Annotated in this window: 18 protein-coding genes; 7 read left to right on the plus strand and 11 right to left on the minus strand. The window is 70.7% G+C overall.

Going from position 1 to position 20,645, the window contains the following annotated elements; genetic code table 11:
* Positions 1 to 91: 91 nt before the first annotated feature.
* The 5 genes from P8S73_RS06870 to P8S73_RS06890 all read right to left on the minus strand — a co-directional run bounded on the left by P8S73_RS06870 (position 92) and on the right by P8S73_RS06890 (position 6,129).
* A complete protein-coding gene (locus tag P8S73_RS06870; protein WP_396350269.1) occupies positions 92 to 1,087 on the minus strand; it encodes a TPM domain-containing protein in 996 nt (331 codons plus the stop codon).
* Between the two features lie 184 nt (positions 1,088 to 1,271).
* Positions 1,272 to 2,162: a universal stress protein gene (locus P8S73_RS06875; RefSeq protein ID WP_121566258.1), complete on the minus strand. Its 891-nt coding sequence runs from the start codon at positions 2,160 to 2,162 to the stop codon at positions 1,272 to 1,274.
* Positions 2,163 to 2,213: 51 nt separating this feature from the next.
* The gene (locus tag P8S73_RS06880; protein WP_396350270.1) at positions 2,214 to 3,203 is read right to left on the minus strand and encodes a universal stress protein; all 990 of its coding nucleotides are present in this window, start codon (positions 3,201 to 3,203) and stop codon (positions 2,214 to 2,216) included.
* Positions 3,204 to 3,384: 181 nt separating this feature from the next.
* Complete coding sequence (locus P8S73_RS06885; protein WP_396350271.1) at positions 3,385 to 4,794, minus strand: MATE family efflux transporter; 1,410 nt, start codon at positions 4,792 to 4,794, stop codon at positions 3,385 to 3,387.
* 54 nt (positions 4,795 to 4,848) lie between these two features.
* Positions 4,849 to 6,129, minus strand: coding sequence for an MFS transporter (locus P8S73_RS06890; RefSeq protein WP_135010813.1), 1,281 nt, complete (start codon positions 6,127 to 6,129; stop codon positions 4,849 to 4,851).
* A 166-nt stretch (positions 6,130 to 6,295) separates the two neighbouring features.
* Here P8S73_RS06890 and P8S73_RS06895 point away from each other — a divergent pair, with 166 nt between their 5' ends.
* The 3 genes from P8S73_RS06895 (at position 6,296) to P8S73_RS06905 (ending at position 8,674) form a co-directional block, all read left to right on the plus strand.
* Entirely contained in the window at positions 6,296 to 7,534 is a 1,239-nt protein-coding gene (locus P8S73_RS06895) for a hypothetical protein (RefSeq protein ID WP_121241543.1), read from the plus strand.
* Positions 7,535 to 7,631: 97 nt separating this feature from the next.
* Positions 7,632 to 7,889, plus strand: coding sequence for a hypothetical protein (locus P8S73_RS06900; protein ID WP_059281654.1), 258 nt, complete (start codon positions 7,632 to 7,634; stop codon positions 7,887 to 7,889).
* 56 nt (positions 7,890 to 7,945) lie between these two features.
* A complete protein-coding gene (locus tag P8S73_RS06905) occupies positions 7,946 to 8,674 on the plus strand; it encodes a GTP pyrophosphokinase family protein (protein ID WP_019309726.1) in 729 nt (242 codons plus the stop codon).
* Positions 8,675 to 8,684: 10 nt separating this feature from the next.
* Here the strand turns inward: P8S73_RS06905 and P8S73_RS06910 are convergent, their stop codons facing one another.
* From P8S73_RS06910 to P8S73_RS06925, 4 genes are all read right to left on the minus strand, one after another.
* Positions 8,685 to 9,869 (minus strand): chloride channel protein, encoded by a 1,185-nt coding sequence (locus P8S73_RS06910; RefSeq protein ID WP_396350272.1) that lies wholly within the window; start codon positions 9,867 to 9,869, stop codon positions 8,685 to 8,687.
* 42 nt (positions 9,870 to 9,911) lie between these two features.
* A complete protein-coding gene (locus P8S73_RS06915) occupies positions 9,912 to 10,487 on the minus strand; it encodes an HdeD family acid-resistance protein (protein ID WP_160119474.1) in 576 nt (191 codons plus the stop codon).
* Positions 10,488 to 10,595: 108 nt separating this feature from the next.
* Positions 10,596 to 12,005, minus strand: coding sequence for a glycosyltransferase 87 family protein (locus P8S73_RS06920; RefSeq protein WP_135010820.1), 1,410 nt, complete (start codon positions 12,003 to 12,005; stop codon positions 10,596 to 10,598).
* Positions 11,986 to 13,293: a glycosyltransferase family 87 protein gene (locus P8S73_RS06925; RefSeq protein ID WP_135010821.1), complete on the minus strand. Its 1,308-nt coding sequence runs from the start codon at positions 13,291 to 13,293 to the stop codon at positions 11,986 to 11,988. Before P8S73_RS06925 ends, P8S73_RS06920 begins: the two co-directional genes overlap by 20 nt.
* Positions 13,294 to 13,569: 276 nt before the next feature.
* Between P8S73_RS06925 and mptB the strand changes: the two genes are divergently transcribed.
* Positions 13,570 to 15,135, plus strand: a complete 1,566-nt coding sequence (mptB, locus tag P8S73_RS06930) for a polyprenol phosphomannose-dependent alpha 1,6 mannosyltransferase MptB (RefSeq protein WP_135010822.1) — start codon at positions 13,570 to 13,572, stop codon at positions 15,133 to 15,135.
* A 144-nt stretch (positions 15,136 to 15,279) separates the two neighbouring features.
* On the opposite strand, the gene P8S73_RS06935 is transcribed toward mptB, so the two are convergent.
* Positions 15,280 to 15,657 carry an RNA-binding S4 domain-containing protein gene (locus P8S73_RS06935; RefSeq protein ID WP_135010823.1) on the minus strand — a complete coding sequence of 126 codons (378 nt, stop codon included), beginning with the start codon at positions 15,655 to 15,657 and terminating at the stop codon, positions 15,280 to 15,282.
* A 146-nt stretch (positions 15,658 to 15,803) separates the two neighbouring features.
* Between P8S73_RS06935 and P8S73_RS06940 the strand changes: the two genes are divergently transcribed.
* From P8S73_RS06940 to P8S73_RS06950, 3 genes are all read left to right on the plus strand, one after another.
* Positions 15,804 to 17,222 carry a gamma-aminobutyraldehyde dehydrogenase gene (locus P8S73_RS06940; protein ID WP_135010824.1) on the plus strand — a complete coding sequence of 473 codons (1,419 nt, stop codon included), beginning with the start codon at positions 15,804 to 15,806 and terminating at the stop codon, positions 17,220 to 17,222.
* A gap of 31 nt (positions 17,223 to 17,253) precedes the next feature.
* Positions 17,254 to 18,048, plus strand: a complete 795-nt coding sequence (locus P8S73_RS06945) for a nuclear transport factor 2 family protein (RefSeq protein WP_135010825.1) — start codon at positions 17,254 to 17,256, stop codon at positions 18,046 to 18,048.
* Between the two features lie 478 nt (positions 18,049 to 18,526).
* Positions 18,527 to 19,066 carry a DUF4352 domain-containing protein gene (locus tag P8S73_RS06950; RefSeq protein ID WP_135010826.1) on the plus strand — a complete coding sequence of 180 codons (540 nt, stop codon included), beginning with the start codon at positions 18,527 to 18,529 and terminating at the stop codon, positions 19,064 to 19,066.
* A gap of 157 nt (positions 19,067 to 19,223) precedes the next feature.
* Here P8S73_RS06950 and P8S73_RS06955 read toward each other — a convergent pair whose 3' ends face one another.
* Entirely contained in the window at positions 19,224 to 20,624 is a 1,401-nt protein-coding gene (locus P8S73_RS06955) for a hypothetical protein (RefSeq protein WP_396350273.1), read from the minus strand.
* Positions 20,625 to 20,645 lie beyond the last annotated feature (21 nt).

A 20,645-nucleotide genomic window follows, 5' to 3' on the forward strand; every position in this document is an offset into this window, starting at 1 on the left:
GCACGACGACGCCTGGCACCCGCCCGGGCCGCCGCGCCCCGCGGGCGGCAACGCAGCGGCGTCGTCCCCCGGCGGGCCGCGCAGGCCGCGCTCAGAAGCTGCCGGACGCCCCGCCGCCGGTGAAGCCGCCACCGCCGCCGAACGAGGTGGACGCGCCCCCGCCGTAGTTCGATCCCGAGGAACCGGACGAGTGGGAGATCCCGCTGTAGACGGACGGGTACATCACGTACAGCGGCAGCCAGGACTGGAACGACGGCGCGTACTGGACCTCGCGCTCCACCCCGTCCTTGTCCTTGGCGGTGCCGGGGGTGTCGTTGAGCCCGGGAGCCTTGCGGTTCTGCTCCCGGTAGCGGTAGTACGCACGGCGCATGCCCTCCGTGATGTTCTCCTCCGGGTGCTCGCGCTGGAACTGCTCGATCTCCCGGTCCGCCTGCTCACGAATCTTCTTGGTGCGGCGGCTGCGACCCCAGACGAGGAGGGCGGTCACCACGCCACCGAGCCCGAGCGCCCCGAGCACCACCGCCACGAGGGTGTTGCTCTTGGCCTGCCGGTCCGCGGCGGCCTGAGGGTTCGCCTGGTCGTAGACCTCCGTGACGGTGTCCGTGAACGCGCCGGCGTAGTCCTCGTCCTGGAACCCGGGCTCGAGCTCCTGCTCCATGATCTTCTCGGCATCTGAGTCCGAGAGCACCTCGCGGGCGCCGTCCGCCACCTCGATGCGCAGCTCCCTTTCGCCCATGTCCGCGACCACGAGCACGCCGTTGTTGCGGCCGTCCTCACCCACGCCCCAGTCCGTGGCGACCTTGCGGGAGAACTCCTCGATGTCCTCACCCTGGGTGTCGTTCACCGTGAGCACCGAGGCGCGGATGTACTCGTTGTCCTTGTTCTTGTCCCCGATCAGCCGGTTGAGGTCCGCCTCCTCCTGCGTGGTCAGCAGGTCCGCCTGGTCCTGGACCGCACCCTCGGCCGGCCGCGGCGGAACCTCCAGGACCTGGGCGGGCAGCGCGGAGCCCACCACGAGGGAGGCGCCCAACCCTGCCGTGAGCAGCACGCGCGATGCAGGGGACAGGGCGGTCTTTGAGGTGGTCACGGGATCCTCCCGGGCTCGGTCTCCGGCGCGGTGCGCCGCTTCGTGCCGTCCAGGCTACGTGCGCGTCGTGTCCCGGGCCACATCGGGAAGTCCTTCGGCGCGGCGCACGGAGGACAGGACCGCGGGCCGGCCCCCTGGTCCAGGGAACCGGCCCGCGAGAGCCCGCAGTGCGGCGTCGTGCGCGTCAGCTGCGTGCGCCGGGAACCACCATCACCGGGGAGTCCGCGTCCGCCAGCACCGCCTGGGAGACGGAACCCATGAGCAGACCGCGGAAGCCGCCGTAGCCGCGCGTGCCCATGACCATGAGGTCCGCGGTGTGCGAGGCGTCCACGAGTGCGTCCGCGGGGCGCCCGTCCAGCACGCGCGTGACGATCTCCAGGTCCGGGAAGTCTCCGCGCAGCTCCTGCGCCACGGACTCCGTGAGCTCCTGGGCCGGTGCCTTGAGCTGCTCCTGGACGGCGCGGTCCAGCTCGTAGGAGTTCATGGGCAGGTAGCTGGTGGTGGGGACCACGCTGACCACCGCGAGCGTGAGGCCGTGCTCCGCGGCGTAGCGGGCGGCCAGCGGCACCGCGGCGTTCTTGGCGCCCAGCTTGTCCACACCCACCACCACGCAGCCCGTGAAACTCTCACCCTCGGGACGGGACTCGCGCGCCTCGGGGTCCCAGCTCTCCGGGAGGATGACCACCGGGGCCTTGGCGTGGGAGGCCACGGCCGCGGAGACCGAGCCCACCCGGCCGCGCACCCCGTGGTGGCCGCGCTTGCCCATGACCACCATGGCGGCGTCCTGCGCCTCGTAGACGATGACCCCGGCGGCGTCGCCGCGCTCGATGATGCCCTGGGCGGTGACTCCCGCGGTCCTCGCCTTCTCCACGGCGTGCTTGGCGAGCTTCTCCGACTCCTCCTGCAGAGCCTCCGCGAAGGCCCCGTAGAGGGACTGGTCCAGCCCGGTCTGGCGCCCCGTGGAGAGCACGATCTTCACGGGCAGCTGCCGCTGCTGGGACTCCGCGATCGCCCAGTCCAGGGCGCGCTCACTGTGGTCGGAGCCGTCGTACGCCACCACGATGTTCTGTGTCATGAATCTGCACCTGCTTGTCTCGATCGGGAAGGGGAATGTGCTGGAGCGGGCTCAGCGCTTGCTGGGGACCACCATCACGGGTCCGGCGGCGCCGGTCAGCACGGCCTGGGACACGGAGCCCATGAGCAGGCCGGTGAACCCGCCGACCCCGCGGGAACCCACCACCACGAGTTCCGCGGTGCGGGAGGCCTGCACGAGCACGCGCCCCGGCCGGCCCAGGAACGCGTAGTCCGAGACCTGCACACCCGGTGCCCGCTCCGCGATGTTGCGCGCCAGCGCCGAGAGCTTCTTGAGGGACTCCTCGAAGTAGTAGGTCTGGTTGTACTGGTCCTGGAACCACTCGGGCGTCCCGGACAGCGCGCCGTTCACGGTCACCAGGCTGAGCCCCAGCCCGTGGGACGTGGCGTACTCGATGGCCTGGGCCACCGCGGGGTTCTCGTCCCCGGCGGCGTCCACGCCCACCACCACGGTCCCGGAGAAGTCCGTCTCGGACGCGGGGACGCGCGCCTTGTCCTGCTGCTCGGTGAGCTGGACGTCCTGTGCCTCCTGCGCCTCGGAGCGTGCCTGCTCCTGGTCCGAGGAGTCCTGCTGCGCCCCGGGCGGGACCACGATCACGGGAACGGGGCTGTGGGCGGCCACCGCGTTGGAGACCGAGCCCAGGCGGCCGCGCAGGGCACCTCCCCGGCCGCGCTTGCCCATGACCACCAGGGAGCAGTCCTTGGCGGCGCGCAGCACGGAGCGGGCGGCGTCGCCCTCGGCGGTGACCGTGTCGAGCGGGACCTCCGGATCCTGCTGCCGGGCGTGCTCCACGGCGGCCAGCAGGTTGTTCTCGCACTCCTGGCTGACGGCGTCCCGGTAGCGGGCCTCCAGTTCGGGCTCCCCCACGATGGCCACGGGGAACGCGCCGATCAGGCGCACACCCACGTTGCGGGCACGGGCCTCCGCGAGCGCACGGTCGAGAGCCCGCAGGGCGATCTCCGATCCGTCGATGCCCACGAGGACGGGAGCGGTGGACGAGGTGTTGCGAACGTCTTTGTTCATGCCTTAACAGTAGTCCCGTGAGCTGGGAACGGAACGGTTCACCACGCGTGATCCCGGCGCTCACGGGCCCCGGCGCACGACGCCGCTCGGCCCGGCGCTCTGCCCCGCCGTACCTCCACGCGACGGCACCTCCCGGACGTCTCCGCAGCTCCCGCGGGCCCATTGCGGTGATGCCCTGCCCTCACGCCATGGCGAGCATCCAGCGCGAACCGCGGATCCGCCACCCCAGGGTGGCGGCACGGGCGCCCGTGTAGCCACCGGCGTACGCGAGCCACAGCCACACCGCCCCGGCGGCTCCGGTGCCGCCCCACTGGGCCACGGCCCACAGCAGCGGGAGGTACACCACCAGGTTCACGACCCCGGCCAGGGCCAGGTAGCGGGCGTCCCCGGCGCCGATCAGCACGCCGTCGAGCACGAACACGAACGCCGCGACCGGCTGGCCCACGGCGACCACCAGCAGGGAGACGCCGAACAGTGCCTGCACATCCTGCGAGTCCGTGAACAGGAACCCCAGCCGCGGGCCCAGCACACCCACCAGCAGCCCGGTGACCACGCCGAAGCCGAGCCCCCAGCGCAGCAGCCGCCGCATGAGCAGCCGCACGGCATCCCGGTCTTGCTGGCGGCTCACATCCCGGGCGCCCAGCTCCTTGCCCAGCAGCGCCTGAGCGGCGATGGCGAGCGCGTCCAGGGCGAAGGCCAGGAAGTTGAAGATGGTCATCGTCAGCTGGTACGCGGCCAGGTTCTCGGCGCCCTGCGCAGTGGCCACCACCACGGTGGAGAGGATCGCCACCCGCAGGGACAGGGTGCGCAGCATGAGCCACGAGCCCACCGTCAGGTGCCCGCGGATCCCGCTCCAGCTTGTCCGCACCGCCACGCCCTCAGCGCGGAACCGGCGCCCCAGCATCACCAGGTAGGTCAGGGCCATGCCCCACTGCGTGATGCTGGTGCCGATCGCCGCGCCGGCCACCCCCAGGTGCGCGCCGTAGACCAGGGCGAAGTTCAGCCCGGCGTTCACGGCCGCACCCACACCGGCGACGAGCAGCGGGGTGGTGGTGTCCTGCAGCCCGCGCAGCACCCCCACCGCCGCGAGGACGATCAGCATGGCCACCAGGCCGGGCAGGGACCACAGCGCGTACGACGTCGCGTGGTCCAGCACCTCCCCCTGCGCGCCCATCGCGCGCAGCAGGGGCCGCATCACCACAGCACCCACGGCCGCCAGGAGGATGCCGAGGCCCGCGGCGGTCCACAGTCCGTCCCGACCCACGCGCAGGGCGTCCGCCATCCGCCCGGCCCCGAGGTGTCGTGCCACCGCCGGTGTGGTGCTGTAGGCCAGGAACACCATGAGCCCCACCACGGTCTGCACCAGGGTGGACGCGATCCCCACACCCGCGAGCTCGGCGGTGCCCAGGTGCCCGATGATCGCCGAATCCGCGAGCAGGAACAGCGGCTCCGCGATCAGCGCCCCGAACGCGGGCACGGCGAGCGCGAGGATCTGCCGGTTCAGGCCCGGGGCACTAGAGGTGGCCGACGCCGCGGGGCCGGGCTCTGCGGCGTCGTCGGACGGGGGCTGCTGCGCGGGGGATGAGGGCACCGCTCCAGGGTAGGCGGGGCCCGCGGTCAGTGCCCACGGGCGGTCCCGGGAGGATCAGGGCTGCGGGTCCCGCGCGTCGTAGCGCAGGAAGCCGGGGAACGCGCGCACCAGCAGCAGCACGAGGACCAGGCAAACGGCCGCTCCCCCGAGGGCGGCCCACCCCGGGCCGAGCAGCTGACCGCCGGCGCCCAGCACGGCATCACCCAGACGTGGTCCTCCGGCGACCACCACGATGAAGATGCCCTGCAGCCGGCTGCGCAGGGCATCCGGGGTGGCGGCCTGCAGGATGGTGGTGCGGAAGAGCATGGACACGGAGTCCATGACCCCGGCGGCCACGAGGGTCGCGCAGGCGAGCGCCAGGGGCCAGGCGGTGTCCGCCCTCGCACCCCGGGACGCGAGCAGCACCACCCCGCCGAACGCCATGATGCACACGGCCCAGCCCGCCACGGCGGCGGCGCACGCCCGGCCGTGGTGGTTGATGCGTATGAATGTTCCTGAGAACACGCCCGCGATCACGGACCCCGCGGCCAGGGACGCCGTGAGCAGCCCCACCGTGAGCTGGTCCCCGCCCAGCACGGACGCACCGAGCACGGGGAACAGGACGCGCGGCATCGCGAACACCATGGCGGCGATGTCCAGCAGGAAGGTCATGCGCAGGTTCGGGCGGGTGGCCAGGAAGCGGAAGCCCTCCACCACCGAACGGAACCCCGCCCTGGTGGCACCGCCCTCCCCGGGCTCGGGCGGCAGCGGCGGGAGCTTGTACATGGCCCACAGACTCACCGCGAAGCTCAGGGCGTCCAGCGTGTACGCCCACGCGAAGCCCAGACCAGCCACCGTGAAGGCGCCGAGCAGCGGCCCCACCATGAGGCACGAGCCCATGGTCAGCTGGAACAGCGCGTTGGCGGCGGGCAGCTGGCGGGCGGGCACCAGGCGGGGGACGATCGCGCCACGCACGGGCTGGCCCAGCCCCTGGGCGAAGGAGTGCAGGGACACGATGGCGTAGAGCACCCCCACGCTGCGGACGTCCAGCCACGCGTGCGCGGCGAGCGCCACGGTCATGGCGAACAGTCCCACGGTGGTCCACAACCCGGCCAGCCGGCGGTCGTGGGCGTCCCCGATGGACCCGCCGTAGAGCCCCGCGACGATCAGCGGCACCAGCGCGAACACGCCCACCAGCCCCACCGCGAACGTGGAGTGGGTGAGCTCGAAGACCTCCAGGCTGATGGCGATCACCGTGAACTGGCTGCCCAGCATGGACAGCGTGGAGCCCGCCCACAGCCGGCGGAAGGCGGGGATCTCGCGCACGGGCGAGACGTCGAGGAGGAAGCGGGCCACGCACCGATCCTAGGGTGCGCACGCCAGGTCCCGGCCCGACGTCCGAGTCGGCCCTCCGAGCTCCGCGCACCCCGCCCCCGGCATCCCGCGCGGGGCGCCTCGTGCGTGTCCGCCGCACCGCTTACCCTGAGACCACCCCCACGTCCCCGGGATCCCAGGAGCACCCATGCGCACACGCGAGCAACGCTGGGCCGCGCGCTCGGCCCGCGGCTGGCCGCGCCTGCGCGTCCACGCGGTGCTCAACGGCCTGGGCGCGCTCGTGGCGGGCGCCGGCCTGCTGTGGTTCACCCACGGGCCCCTGCAGTTCCGCAACTTCCCGGCGGGTGACGTCGGCTGGGCGTGGCGGGTGGTGACGCTCGCGCTGGCGGTGCTCGTGCCGTGCGTCCTGCTCGCCATGGGCGGCTACCTGCTGCTGGCGGGAGCCACCGCTACGCAGCGCGCCGCGCTGGCCGCCGGCCGTTCCCGCACGGTGGTGCTCAACCCGGACGATCCGGACGAACCGCCCGTCACGGTCCTGAAACTCACCGAGCACACGCCACCGGGCGTGAAGATCCGTGCGCACGCCCTGCACGGCCGCCACCACGACAGCCGCTACAGCCGCGACCTGCTGGGGCTGCTGCCCGTGCAGTCCCCCGTGGCTCTCGCGCCGCTCGTGGTGGGCATCCTGGCGCTGCTCGTGGCCACCGTCTACTACTCCACCGGCTACGGCGAACCCGCCACGGTGCTGCTGCTGGGCATCGCCCACCTGGGGTGGAAGCTGTTCCGTGGTTGGCGCAGCCACCGCGTCTTCGCGGACACCCGCTGGGAGACCCCCGCGGAGCTCGTGGTGGACACCGGCCCCGTCCCGCGTGTCACCCCCCTGCAGGAGCACTCCTACGACACGGAGCCTGCCCCGCGCGTCTCCCACTACACGGACGACGACGCCGCACTGCCGCCCGCGCGCGGCCGGGAGCGGGCGTCGTCGTCGTACCGCGGGGACACAAGCTACGGCGAGGAGCCGTACGAGACCACGGACGAGCTGCCCGTGATCGAGCAGATCCGGGAGCGGTACGCGGAACCGCGGCGGCAGAGCAAGTCCCAGCGGCGCCTGGCCGAACGCGCCGAGCGGGAGGCGGTCCGGCGGCGGCTGCCCCGCGTGGTGGAGGCGGAACGCGCCCCCACGGACGCCACCGCACCGATCACGCGTGTGGACGCGAACGGCGGCCCCGCCCGGGACCCGCAGACGGAGGCCGCGGAACAGCAGCAGCAGCGTCTGCACCAAAAGCGCTACGAGGACCACCTGCAGCGCCACCAGGAGAAGCGCGAGGACCGGCTGCGCAATGCCGAGGCCCGCGAGCCCGAGGAGGCGCCCTCGCTGCTCGGCTACGCGATGAACCGGCTGAAACGCCGCGGGGACGGGTCCTAACGCCCCCTGGGCGGGCCCACTCTCACGTGACCCCCACCCGAACCGCACGACGCGGGAACCGCCCGACCTGCCAACCGCCGATGTCTGGAGCCCCGCCATGAACCACCGCTGGAAGAGCGTCCTCACGTTCGTGGGCGGCTGGCTGCTCGGGGCCGTGTTCGTGCGCCTGGCCCTGGACTGGTCCGACTCGCAACCGTACGAAGGTGCGGTTACGGAGGCCCGGTACATCGTGATCGCCGTCCTCGCTCTCGGCATCGGCGTCGGGGCGACGATCGCGGCCGTCGTCATCTGGCGGAAGGGACACCGACGGCGCTCCCGCGCAGAGGGACACCAGGACAAGCCCAGCGTGTTCTGACCGCCTCCCGACCCAGCGGGGCCCGTCTCCCCAGTTGAGCGGGCGATAATGAGCGCATGGACACTCCCCAGAGCCCCGTGCTCAACGCCCTCGAGCGCTTCCACGCCACCCGCGAGGAGGTGGAGCACTTCGTGGTCACCTACCGCTCGGCGATCGACGAGATCGAGACCAAGGTCCGGGTGCTGCGCCGGGAGTTCACCTCCGTGCACGACTACAACCCGATCGAGCACGTCAGCAGCCGGCTCAAGGGCCTCGACAGCCTGCACCGCAAGGCGGAGTCCCGCGGCCTGAACAGCCTCGCGGAGATCAAGGTCAACCTCACGGACATCGCCGGTGTGCGGATCACGTGCTCGTTCGCCCACGACGTCTACCGGGTCCGGGACATGCTGTGCTCCCAGGAGGACCTCACGCTCGTGCAGGAGAAGGACTACATCCGGGAGCCCAAGGAGAGCGGGTACCGCAGTCTGCACCTGATCGTGAAGGTGCCGGTGTTCCTGTCCTCCCAGGTGGAAGTGGTCCCCGTGGAGGTGCAGATCCGCACCATCGCCATGGACTTCTGGGCCAGCCTGGAGCACAAGATCCACTACAAGCTCGCCGGGGAGGTCCCCGAGGACCTCCGCAGGCGCCTGGTCAGCGCCGCGGACACCGCCGCAGCCATGGACACCGAGATGGAGGCGCTGCACCACGAGATGCGCCAGCTGAAGGAGGTGAACCGGGACGGGGTGGACCCCATCGTGGGTCAGATGCTGCGCACCCTGTCCCTGTTCGAGCGCGAGCGGCAGTGAGTTCCGCCGGTCAGTGCACCGGCGCCGGATCCGGCGTGATCGCGTAGAAGATCAGGCCCACGGCGGTCCCCATGATGGCCGCGGGAATCGCCACGCCACCGCTCACCAGCACCACGATGATGAACACCGCGGTGGGTTTGCGCATCCCCACGGTGGCCGCGGCGGCCATGCCGGCCACGGCGGCCGCCTCCACGGGCAGGTCCAGGAACGAGCACGCCAGGACCCCCACGGCGGATCCCGCCAGGACGAGCGGGAAGAAGTCGCCGCCCAGCCAGCCGGTGTTGAGGTTGATGGCGGTGGCCACCATCTTCAGCAGCGCGATCCCGAGCAGCGCCCACCAGGCACCCGCGCTCACGAGTTCCAGCACCCCGCCCACGTCCTCGTGGCCCGAGAAACGGATCTGCGGCACCGCCGTGGCCATCGCCGCGAAGACGACCGTGCCCGCCATGATGCGCACCCAGGGGCGGGTGATCTTCGCCGCGAGTGCGCCGATCGGGCCGCGCACAGCAATGTAGAACAGCGCGAGCAGGGAACCGAAGAGGGCGGCGACGGCGCTGGCGGCCACGTCCCGCACGCTCAGGTCCACGTGCTGCAGGCCCAGCGTGAGACCCGGTGCGGAGAAGAGGTCGTGGACCAGCAGGAAACTGATGAAGCCCACGGCGCCCGCGATGATGTTCGCGAGGCTCGCGGCCTTCTCCTTGCGGTCTGGCTCGAACAGCGTGGAGCCCGTGGGTGCCCCGTACAGCGCGCCGAGCGAGGCCGAGGTGCCGGTCTGCCCGATCAGGCGCTCCTCCTCCTCGTTGCGCGCCACCCGGGTGGTCACGAGCGCGGAGATCTCCCCCATGACCGCGATCAGGCTGGCCTCGGGTCCGATCGCTCCGCCGAAGCCCACGGCCACCACGCCCCGCAGCGCCATGAAGGCGGTGCGGCGCCGGTGCAGGCTGACGGGGTCCGCGGCGTCGCTGACCTGCTCGATGAGACCCTCATCCGCTGCCCAGTGGTGCAGGACGGCGAGGATCGCGCCGCCGGTGAGGATGATGAGCGGGATCAGCCAGCGGGCGTCGGTGGAGCTCCAGATCGCGTGCTGGAGCGAGTGCATCAGACCGAGCATCCCTGCCGCCACGGCACCGCCGAGGATGCCCTGCCCCACGGCGATGGCCAGGGAGCGGCGGGTCAGCGCGGTTGATCTGAACACGGTGCGAATCCTCGAGGAGCAGCAGGAAGAGGGGAAGGACCGTCAGACGCCGGCGCGGGACGCGGAGGCGTTCGCCTGCTCCATCTTCTTGCGCTGCGAGCGCACGGTGAACCCGGCGACGACCAGGGCAACGCCCCACGCGATGGCCAGGATGCCCAGCCACAGGGTGATGGTGAGGGCGCCGACCCCGGGGTTGACCATGAACAGCACGCCGCCGATGATCCACAGGACGGCGCTGATGATCAGCCAGACGCGGGACGTCGTCCCGGCGGTTCCCTTGATGCCGGCCACGAGATCGACGACGCCGCGGATCAGGAGCCAGATGCCGATCAGGAAGGTGAAGGTGGCCACGCCGGCGAAGGGGTGGATCAGGGCGGCGATGCCCACGATCACGCCGATGATGCCCGCCATGATCCCCATCCAACGACCGTGCGCGGACTTGCCGCGGAACACCGCGACGAGCATGGTGACGCCCTCGATCAGGGCGTAGGCGCCCCAGATCATCACGAGCGCCACGGCGGTCCCCATGGGTACCAGCACGGTGATGATGCCCAGGAGGGCGGCCATGGCTCCCATGGTGATGAGGATGCCGACGCTGCGCTGGGGAACGGCCTTCACGGAGGACTCCGATCGTCGAGGGGGTCGTGCCCCCATGGGCACACGCGTAGCGTAACAGCGGGGCCTTGGCAACCGCTGTGGACGGACCTCCGTGACGAGGGGGAACGGTCAGGCCGCAGGCGGGGCCACGGCCCCGGGCGCGACCCGGTCCGGTGCATCCACCCGCGCCCGGGTGCCCAGCTGCCAGATCCGGCGCACGGTCCACACCAGCAGGGCCACCAGCAGCGCGTTGCGCGTGGTGAGCACCGCGGCCATGACCGGGTTCGCGTGGATCAGCGGCGTGTAGAACAGCGGGTAGATCACGAACGTGGTGGCGGCGATCCCCAGGGTCAGCAGGGCAGGGGTGCGCCACCGCACACGGTCGTGGAGCAGGCCCACCATGATCACGGGAGCCAGCCAGACCATGAACTGCGGGGAGCCCACCTTGTTGAACACGATCAGCACGAGGGTGAGCAGCAGGGTGCCCGCGTAGACGAGCCTCCCGCGGTCCGCACCGCGGCGCAGCGCCCGGATCAGCAGGGCCGCGGACAGCACCACCGCCACGAGCAGCAGGGGCTGCATGAGGGAGGCCATGGTCTCCACCCCCGGGCCGTAGACCTCGGTGGAGTTGATCGCGGTGTTGTCCGCGATCCGGAAGCCCTCGATGCCCAGCACCGCACCCCACACCCACGGTGTGGAGAACGTGGCTTCGAGCTGCATTCCACGGGAGCCCTGGTTCAGCGCGAAGTCCGCGATCCTCTCGATGCCCCCGAGCACGAGCACGCCCGCGACCACCGCGGCGGTCACCGCCACGCCGGCCAGCACCACGCGCACCCGCTGGCGCAGCGCGATCACCATGGCCAGGATCGCGGCCGCGGGCCACACCTTGATCCACGTGGCCACGCTCAGCAATGCAGAGCCGACTGCGGGCCGGCGCACCGCGTAGAGCAGCCCCACGAGCATGATGGGTGCCGCCACGCCCTCCACGCGCGCGAAGCTGAGGTAGCCCATGAACACGGTGAACACCACCCACCACCAGCCGGCCACCACGGCGCCGCGGCGGCGGCTCTGCACCGCGGAGCTGCCGTGGGGGTCACCCGCGTCCGTCCCCGCGTGGACGACGCCGCCCGGGCCGTCCCCCACCAGACCGGGCAGCTCGCCGCGCGCCGGGCGGTGGGCGCGGTGCAGCAGGGACCACATGGCCACGGCATTGAGCGCGGTGATCATGAGCGTCCAGCCCAGGAGGTAGAGGTCGTGACCCATGACCCGGGGCAGGAAGATGAACACCTGCGCGAGCACGGGGTACACCCACGGGCTCACGGAGTCCTCGACCGGGGCGTTGTAGCCCGCCATGGCCCACTCGCGGTACTGCTCGGTGTCGCTGAACGCCCAGCCGTGCAGGAAGAACGAGGCCATCCAGCCCAGGAAGTACAGGTGCACCACGGCAAAGCCGCACCACACCGCGGCCGGGCGCACGAGCCACGCGCCCGCGCGGGAACGGAACCCGGCGGCGTCGGCCTCAGCCCTGCGGGGACGCAACCGGCGCCTCCTTCGGAACGGAACCAAGGCGGTGCAGCCGGCGCGCGGACCACCACATGAGCACCACGAGCAGCGCGTTGCGGAAGGTCAGCACCGCGGCCATGAACGGATTGTTGTGACTCAGGGCCGTGTAGAAGAGGGGGTAGATCAGGAACGTGGCGATCCCGATCAGCACGGCGAGCACCGCAGGGGTGCGCCACACGCGCCAGTCGTGCACCAGGCCCACCGCGATCACGGGGCCCAGCCACACCATGAACTGCGGGGAGCCCACCTTGTTGAACACGATGAACGCGGTGACCATGGTCAGGGACCCGGCCAGGAACAGGGCGGTGCGGTCCAGCCGGCCGGCGTTCACGCCGCGGTGCAGCCCGCGCAGGATCAGCCAGACCACCGCGAGCGCCGCGAGCAGCAGCAGCGGCTGCATGAGCTTGGACATCACGTCCGAGCCGGGGCCGTCCACCTGCATGGAGTTGATGTCCGTGTTCATGTACATGTGGGAGTCGCCGATGTGCAGCACGGACAGCCACAGCCACGGCGTGGTGAAGGTGGCCTCGAGCTGCATGCCCCGGTCACCCTGCTGCGTGGCGAAGTCCGCGATCTTCTCCACCGAGCCCGACGCCGCCGCCACGCCCACCGCGCCCAGCGTCACCAGGACGCCGGCGAGCAGGACGGCGCCGCGGCGTCGTGCGGCGCTCAGCAGGGCGAGGACCACCGCGGCCGGCCAGACCTTGATCCACGTGGCGACGCTGAGCACCGCGGACGCCGCGAAGGGGCGGGAGACGCCGTAGACCAGGCCGATCAGCACGATCGGAGCGGTGAGCCCGTCCACCCGGGCGAAGCCCAGCCAGCCCATGAGCAGGATGAACAGGAGCCACCACCAGCCGGCGGGCAGGGCGGCACGGTTGCGGCCCCAGTCCGTGAGCTTTCCCATGGCCAGGGCGTCCAGCATCGTGATGATCAGGACCCACAGGAAGAAGAACGGGCCGGGGCCGAAGGCGTAGGCGACGGCCATGGGGATCTGCGCGAGCACGGGGTACACCCACGGGCTCGGGCCGGAGGGCAGGTTGGCCTCGTCGAAGCCGGCGGCGGCCCAGTCCCGGTAGATGTTGGTGTCGCTGAAGGCGTTGCCCTGGAGGGACGCGATCAGCGCGAAGACCAGGAAGCCCACGTGCACCACCAGGAACCCCACCAGCAGACCGCGGGGGGTCATGAGCGCGTGCTGCCAGCGCCGGGGGATCACGGCATCGCGGAACCGGGTGAGGGCCGCGAAGTATTTCTCAGTGGGCACGAATAGATCCTTGTCCGACGGCGTGACGTGGGGTGTTCAGGCGGGGTGGCACCTGCCCGGTGCCGGTCGCTCGAGGGCGCTCCGGCGGCATGGGGCGCACGCGTGGTGCCCCCGCCCTCAGAGTCTATGGGGCCGCGCCGGGCAGCGGTTGCCCTGCCCCGCCGAATCCCCCGGAAGATTGCCGGGTGGCGGGGACGCCGTCCTGTAAAGTCGAGGGGCGGAGCCGCTGAACACCTCGGCTCGCCCACCGCTGGTTGGCCGAGGGGGTTGGAGTCCATGACCGCGTCAGCTTCTTCCACTCCGCCCGCGGGACCGCACACCGGATCAACCGCCACCATCGAGCTGCACGCCCGCGTGGCCGTGATCCAGGGCGTGATCGGCTCGGTCATGATGTTCCTGGGTTCCCTGGGGACCGGGTGGATCGCCAACGGCTCCCCCATGGTCCGCCACCCCCTGATCATCGAGCTGCGCGTGAACGTGTGGGGGGTCTACGCGTGCACCGCCCTGCTGACCCTGGGCGCCATGCTGCTCATCCGCTCGTGGCTGCGGCTCGGGCAGCGGCTGCGGGGCTGGCCCCCGGGCTCCCAGCGCACCGTCACCACGGCCATCGTGGCGTGGTCGCTTCCTCTGCTGTTCGCCGTGCCCATCTACTCCCGGGACGTCTACGCGTACATCGGTCAGGGACGGCTCATGCTGGCCGGCCAGGACCCGTACACGGAGGGCATCTCCTCCCTGGACAACTGGTTCATGCTGGGCGCGGACCCGGAGTGGGCCGAGGCCCGCACCCCCTACGGGCCGTACTTCCTGTGGATCGCCGCCGCGGTGGTCAAGATCACCGGCGCGCAGCCGGACCTCTCCGTCATGCTCTTCCGGCTAGTGGCCTGCGTGGGCGTGGCGCTGTGCGTGGTCTACGTGCCCAAGCTCGCCCGGCTGCACAGTGTCAACGGCGCCCGCGCCCTGTGGATCTCCGTGGCCAACCCGCTGTTCCTCATCAGCTTCGTGGCCAGTGCCCACAACGACGCCCTCATGGTGGGCCTCGCCGTGGCCGGTGTGTACTTCGCGGCCACAAAACATCCCATCATCGGAATACTCCTGGTGACGGGGTCCATCGGCATCAAACCCATCACCATCCTGTTGCTGCCGTTCGTCGGGCTGCTGTGGGCGGGCAAGGGGGCCTCCTGGCCGCGCCGCTTCCTGATCTGGGCGGCCACGGCGTCCCTCAGCTTCGGCGTGCTGGCGGTCAGCGGGCTGGTGGACGGCCTGGGGCTCGGCTGGACCTGGGCGCTGCTGGACCCCACCCCCGGCTACACGGGCTACTCGCCCTCCGGGTTCCTGGGACAGCAGGTGGAGCGGCTGGGCAACGCCCTGGGCCTGCACGGCGACCAGCTGGCCCAGCAGTTCCGCCGCCTGCTCCAGGGCAGCGCGATCATCATCGTGCTTGTGCTCATGTTCGTGGGCGGGGACCGCAAGATCGTGCGCCGCATGGGCATCTCCTTCGCGGCCGTGGTGCTGCTCTCCCCCATCATCCAGCCCTGGTACATCCTGTGGTTCCTGCCCCTCCTGGCCGCCACCGGCATCAAGGACAACTGGCAGATCCGCAGCATCTACATCGTGATCACGTTCTTCGTGGTCTTCGGCGCGCAGGACCAGCTCTCCGTGTGGCCGTTCATCGACCTCCGGGTGAGCGTGTCCCAGGTGGCGTTCGTGATCGCCGTGGCCTTCACCCTCTACCTCGCGCTGCTCGACCGGCGCACCCGCACCCTCCTCACGCACGGCGGGTGGCGGGGCTGGTTCGGGCCCGGGGCCGCACAGCCGTCCACGGAGATGCGCTGGCCGAGCTGAGGCCGGAGGACGACGCCGCGCGGCCAGGTTCCGCGCCTGCGTCTCCGGGCGCTGGTCCCCGGCTGTTCCCGGAGGCCGGTCACCCCGCGGCCTGCGAGCTCTGGAAGGAGTCCGCACCGGAGTTCGGCACTCTCCGCGGCGCGTCTAGTTCAGGCCGCGCAACCGCTCCAGCTCCCGGCGGTCCTTCTTGGTGGGACGTCCCGCGCCACGGTCCCGGCGGGCCACGGGCACGCTGAGCTCGGCGGGGCGCGGCGGTGAGTGGTCCACGTAGCACTTCACGGCCACCGGGGCGCCCACGCGCTTGACGATCAACCGGGTGACCTCGAACTCCTGCTGCCACCCCGGGCGCTTCACGCTCACCCTGTCTCCCACGCGCACCGGCTGGGCCGCCTTCACGGGGGCGCCGTTGAGACGGACGTGCCCGGCACGGCATCCCTGGGTGGCGGAGGAACGGGTCTTGAACAGCCGGACGGACCACAGCCACACGTCCAGGCGCACACTCGCGGGTTCATTGGTGGGCATGGATCCACGGTACTCCGGCCCACACGTCCCACACCCCCGGGGTCGGGGCACAGGAGTTCCGATAGTCTGAGTGAGGGACCTCACAATGGAGTGGGGTCTCGCTTGCGCACCCCGCAGGCGCCGTTGCGAACGGAAGGTGAGTTCCCATGCTCAAGAACTTCATCAACAATTCCTACGTGGCATCCGCCTCGTCCGAGTCCTTCGACCTGGTGAACCCGGCCACGGGACAAGTCACCGGCCAGTCGCCCAACTCGACCGCCGAGGACGTCACGGCGGCGTACGATGCGGCCCGGGCGGCGTCGAAGACCTGGGGGCGGATGACGCCGAGCGCCCGTCAGCTGGCGCTGCTGCGCATCGCCGACGCGGTGGAGGCCCGCGGCGCGGATCTCGTGGAGGCCCAGTCCCGCAACACCGGCCAGCCCAAGTACCTCATCCAGAGCGAGGAGGTGGAGGTGGGCGCGGACCAGATCCGGTTCTTCGCCGGAGCGGCGCGGCTCATGGAGGGGCTGGCCAGCGGCGAGTACATGGAGGGTTTCAACTCCGTGATCCGCCGTGAACCGATCGGCGTGGTGGGCCAGGTGACCCCGTGGAACTACCCGCTGATGATGGCCATCTGGAAGGTGGGGCCCGCCCTGGCGGCCGGCAACACCATCGTGCTCAAACCCTCGGACACCACCCCGGAGTCCACTCTGCTGTTCGCCGAGATCGCCTCCGAGTTCCTTCCCGAGGGCACCTTCAACGTGGTGCTGGGCAACGCGAAGACCGGCGAGATGGTCGTGTCCAACCCCGCGGCGGGCCTGGTCTCCATCACGGGTTCCGTGCGTGCCGGACTGGCAGTGGCCGCGGCGGCGGCCAAGAACCTCACCCGCGCCCACCTCGAGCTGGGTGGCAAGGCGCCGTGCGTGGTCTTCGAGGACGCGGATCTCGACGCCGCCGCGAGCACCCTCGCCGAGGCCGGCCTCTTCAACGCCGGCCAGGACTGCACCGCCTCCACTCGCATCATGGTGGCGGAGTCCGTCAAGGAGGAGTTCATCACCAAGCTCACCGAGGCCGCGAAGGCCACCGCGTTCGGCACACCGGAGAAGGAGGACATCCTCTACGGTCCGCTGAACAACGAGCGGCAGCTGGAGCAGGTCAGCGGTTTCATCGAGCGCCTCCCCGAGCACGCCCGGGTGACCACCGGCGGCAAGCGCGCCGAGGGCGACGGCTTCTTCTTCGAGCCCACAGTCATCGCGGACCTGCGCCAGGACGACGAAGCGATCCAGAACGAGATCTTCGGCCCGGTGCTCACCGTGCAGAGCTTCACGGACGAGGAGCAGGCCGTGGAGATGGCCAACGGCGTGGAGTACGGGTTGGCGTCCTCGGTGTGGACCAAGGACCACGGCCGGGCGCTGCGGATGTCCCGGGACCTGGACTACGGCTGCGTGTGGATCAACACCCACATCCCGCTGGTCGCGGAGATGCCCCACGGCGGATTCAAGCACTCCGGCTACGGCAAGGACCTCTCCAAGTACGCCGTGGAGGAGTACACCCGCGTCAAGCACGTCATGAGCTCGCTGGACTGATCGGAAACCACGGACACGAACGGAGCACATCATGAGCGACATCCGAGAACTCGTCCTCACCGCGGACCGCGAGCTGTTCACCGAGCACGACCTGAGCTCCCTGGACCGGCACTTCTCCGAGGACTACGTGGAGCACTCCCCGCTGGTGGAGAACGGCAAGGACGGGCTGCGTGAGCTGGTGTCCGGAGCAGGGGAGGGGCTGCGACACGACGTCGTGCGAGTCCTGGTGGACGACGCCGCCGGGTTGGTGGCCCTGCACGGCTGCTACCCGGGCCTCGACCCGAAGGAGCTGTACGTGGGCTTCGACATCTACCGCGTGGCGAACGGGAAGATCGTGGAGCACTGGGACGGGCTCGTCACCGAGACCGAGCCCAACGCCTCGGGGCACACTCAGCTGGACGGGCCCACCGAGGTGGACGCCACTGCGGACACGGAGGCGAACCGGCAGTTCGTCACGACCGCGTGGACCACGTTCCTGCAGGGCCAGGACTACGACGCCGCGGGGCGCTTCACGCGCGAGGACGACGCCTTCACCCAGCACTCTGCGGACATCCCCGACGGAGTCCAGAACATGGTCGACTTCCTCAAGCAGCTCAAGGAGGACGGCACACCCCTGACCTACGACACCCTGCACCGCACGGTGGCGGACGGAAACTTCGTGCTGACGTTCTCCGAGGGTTCCATCGGCGGCGAGCGGCACTTCTTCTGCGAGTTGTGGCGCATCGAGGATGGCCGCTGGGTGGAGCTGTGGGACGCCATCGGTCCCGTTCCAGCCGATGACCAGCTGGCCCATCCGCACGGGGCGTTCCGCTCCACGGCGGACTGAGCGCACCACCAGCACTGAAAGGTGACGCCGCCGGGATCCCCTCCCGGCGGCGTCACCGTGTTCTGCAAGACGCGCACCGATCCATTCACAGGAGGCGGGAAAAGCATGGGGACGTGCCGATGCGCCAGGACCGTCCGCAGTCATGAACCGGAGGTCATGAAGCGTCACCGCACGTGGCGGCGCGAGCGCTCCGGTAGCTTTCCATGAGAAATCATGCTTGCTCGATCTCACCCCTGGAGCCCCCATGTCCTACCCCGACTATCCGTCGACGCAGCCTCAGCCGCCAGAGCCCAAGAAGCGGGTTTGGCCCTGGATCCTTGGCGCCCTGGGTGCGGTCCTGCTCCTCACCCTGACTTTCGGAATCGGAACCCTGGCCGGATCCCACGAGGAACCCGCGGCCAGTTCTCCAACCGAAGAGACGGTTGACATCGAGTCGCCGACGGCAGACCCAGCGGCCTCCTCGAGCCAAGCCCCTCCTGTGGCAGGGGGTCCCCTGTCCTCCACCACGAAGCTGACCAGCAGCTCTGACTCGAATGAGCTCACCGACCGGGGCACGATCCCCATGAAGCCCGGTGCGGTGGCCATCGAGAAGTCCCCCGAGGGGAAGCAGCTGGCCACGTGGAAAGTGAACTCGATCAAGGTGGATCCCGTGTGCACGGGGTCGTACGTTCAGCAGCCCGCCAACGGTCACTTCGTCGTCATGGACGTGTCCGTTGAGGTTGCCCCATACGGCGAGATCAACAAGTACCCGAATCTCTACAAGACGGTGAGCACACGCCAGGGTGGTTTCCGCATGGTGGACCCCACAGGCAAGACGATGCAGGGCAACGACATCATCGGCAACGGATACGGCTGCATGCCCGAGGGCTCCGCCATCCCCACTGACATCAACGCCGGTGAAAAGGCCTCGGGAACACTCGTGTTCGACGTTCCCACGGAGAAGGGCTCGATCATCCTGCCCGAGCTGCTCGGCGGGGACCCGAGTGCGCAGGGCTGGGAGTGGTCCTACCAGCCCTGACGAATGCTCCACTCATACACAGCCGCGACGCCGCCGGGACCCTGCCCGGCGGCGTCGCCGCGTTCTGCGCCGGCCTCAGCCATGGCGCCCAGCCGGACCGAGCCACCCCGAGGCCGTGGCCAGCCACAGCACCCCTGCGACCCAGTGGCCGCGCGGCTCAGTGGCCGTGCGACGCCTCCCCGTGGTGCCCCTCGGGGCCGTGGTCGTGGCCCTCGCCGGATGCAGCCCCTGCCCCGTGGGGCTTGCCCGTGGTGACCGCGAGCTCCACCGGGGTCTGCGGCAGGTCGATGGTCTTGGCCACCGTGCCCGTGGAGAGGTCCACCACGTGCAGCTTCCGGTGCTCGGCGTCCGTGACGTACGCCTTGTCCCCGGCCACCTTGACCGCGGGCCCGGGCTGCTGCCAGTCGTCCTTCTCCTGCCACGGCGAGATCACGGGGATCCGTTTCGTGATCTTCCCGGTGTCCGGCTCGATCACCGCGAGCTTGCCGTCGTACGTGAGCACGAGTCCCTCGCCGTGGGGTCCGCGGGCCAGGGAGCGGAACCAGTAGGAGGAACCCAGCTCCACGAGCTTGTGCGAGTCGTTGCGGGTGTCGAACAGCGCCACCCGGGTGGGGTGCTCGTGCTCCGCGTCCTTGTCCACCTTGTAGTCGCCGAGCACGATCGGGGACGCCTCCGAGCCCGCCAGGTTCCCGGAGCGCGCGTAGGCGTCCTTCACGGGCACCTTGTGGAACGACCCGTCCCGGTACACCACGGGCCCGTTCTCGCAGCCGACCATGACGGTGTCGGTGCGCTGGCCGGGCGCCGCCGCGGCCTCCCCGTGCACGCCGGGGCAGTTGGTGGTCTCGGCCTTGACGGAGCCGTCCGGTGCGAGCACCTGGGCGGTGCGCCGTTCGTCCTCGGTGCCCTGCGTGGTGAACAGGGTTCCGTCGGAGAGTTTCAGCGCCACGCCGTGGTGCGGCGCCTTCGTCGTCCGCTTCTCCACCGAGGGCTCACCCTTCTCCTGGAGCGCGCCGGACTCGAAGGTCTGGATGGACCCGTCGCCGTCCCCGAACAGGGTGGTCTTCCCGTCGTGGACCACCACGTGCCCCGCGTGGGGAGCGGCGAACGCACGGCCGGTCAGCCCGGGCGCCGACTCGTAGTAGTGGTGGTGGTCGCCGTGGGCCTGCGCCTCCAGGCCGGTGTCGAAGACCTTGAACTCGTCCCCGTCCGACACCATCACGTGCCGCCCGTCGCCCGCGTCGTTGAGCCGCAGGAACCCGTCCTCCGTGACGTCCTCCACCACCTCCCCGGACTCGGTGTCCACGGTGAGCAGCCCGCCGTCGTAGGCGAGCACCGCACGCGGCGCCAGGTGCGAGACCTCCTTCGCGGCCGACGTCACTTTCTCGCTGGGGCTCCCCGTGGACGACGACGCCGCCCCGCCACCCTGCGCGCACCCGCTCAGCAGCAGCGCGGTCACCCCCAGGCAGGTCACCGCCAGGGGCAGGGGAGCGTGGCGCCCCGCGTAGGAGGCGGCGGCGGATCGACGGGCAGTGGGGTCGGGGTCTCGTGGTGTGTGCATGGCGGAACCGTAGCACTACAT

The sequence above is a fragment of the Kocuria sp. ChxB genome, from assembly GCF_044359605.1.
Taxonomy (GTDB): domain Bacteria; phylum Actinomycetota; class Actinomycetes; order Actinomycetales; family Micrococcaceae; genus Kocuria; species Kocuria rhizophila.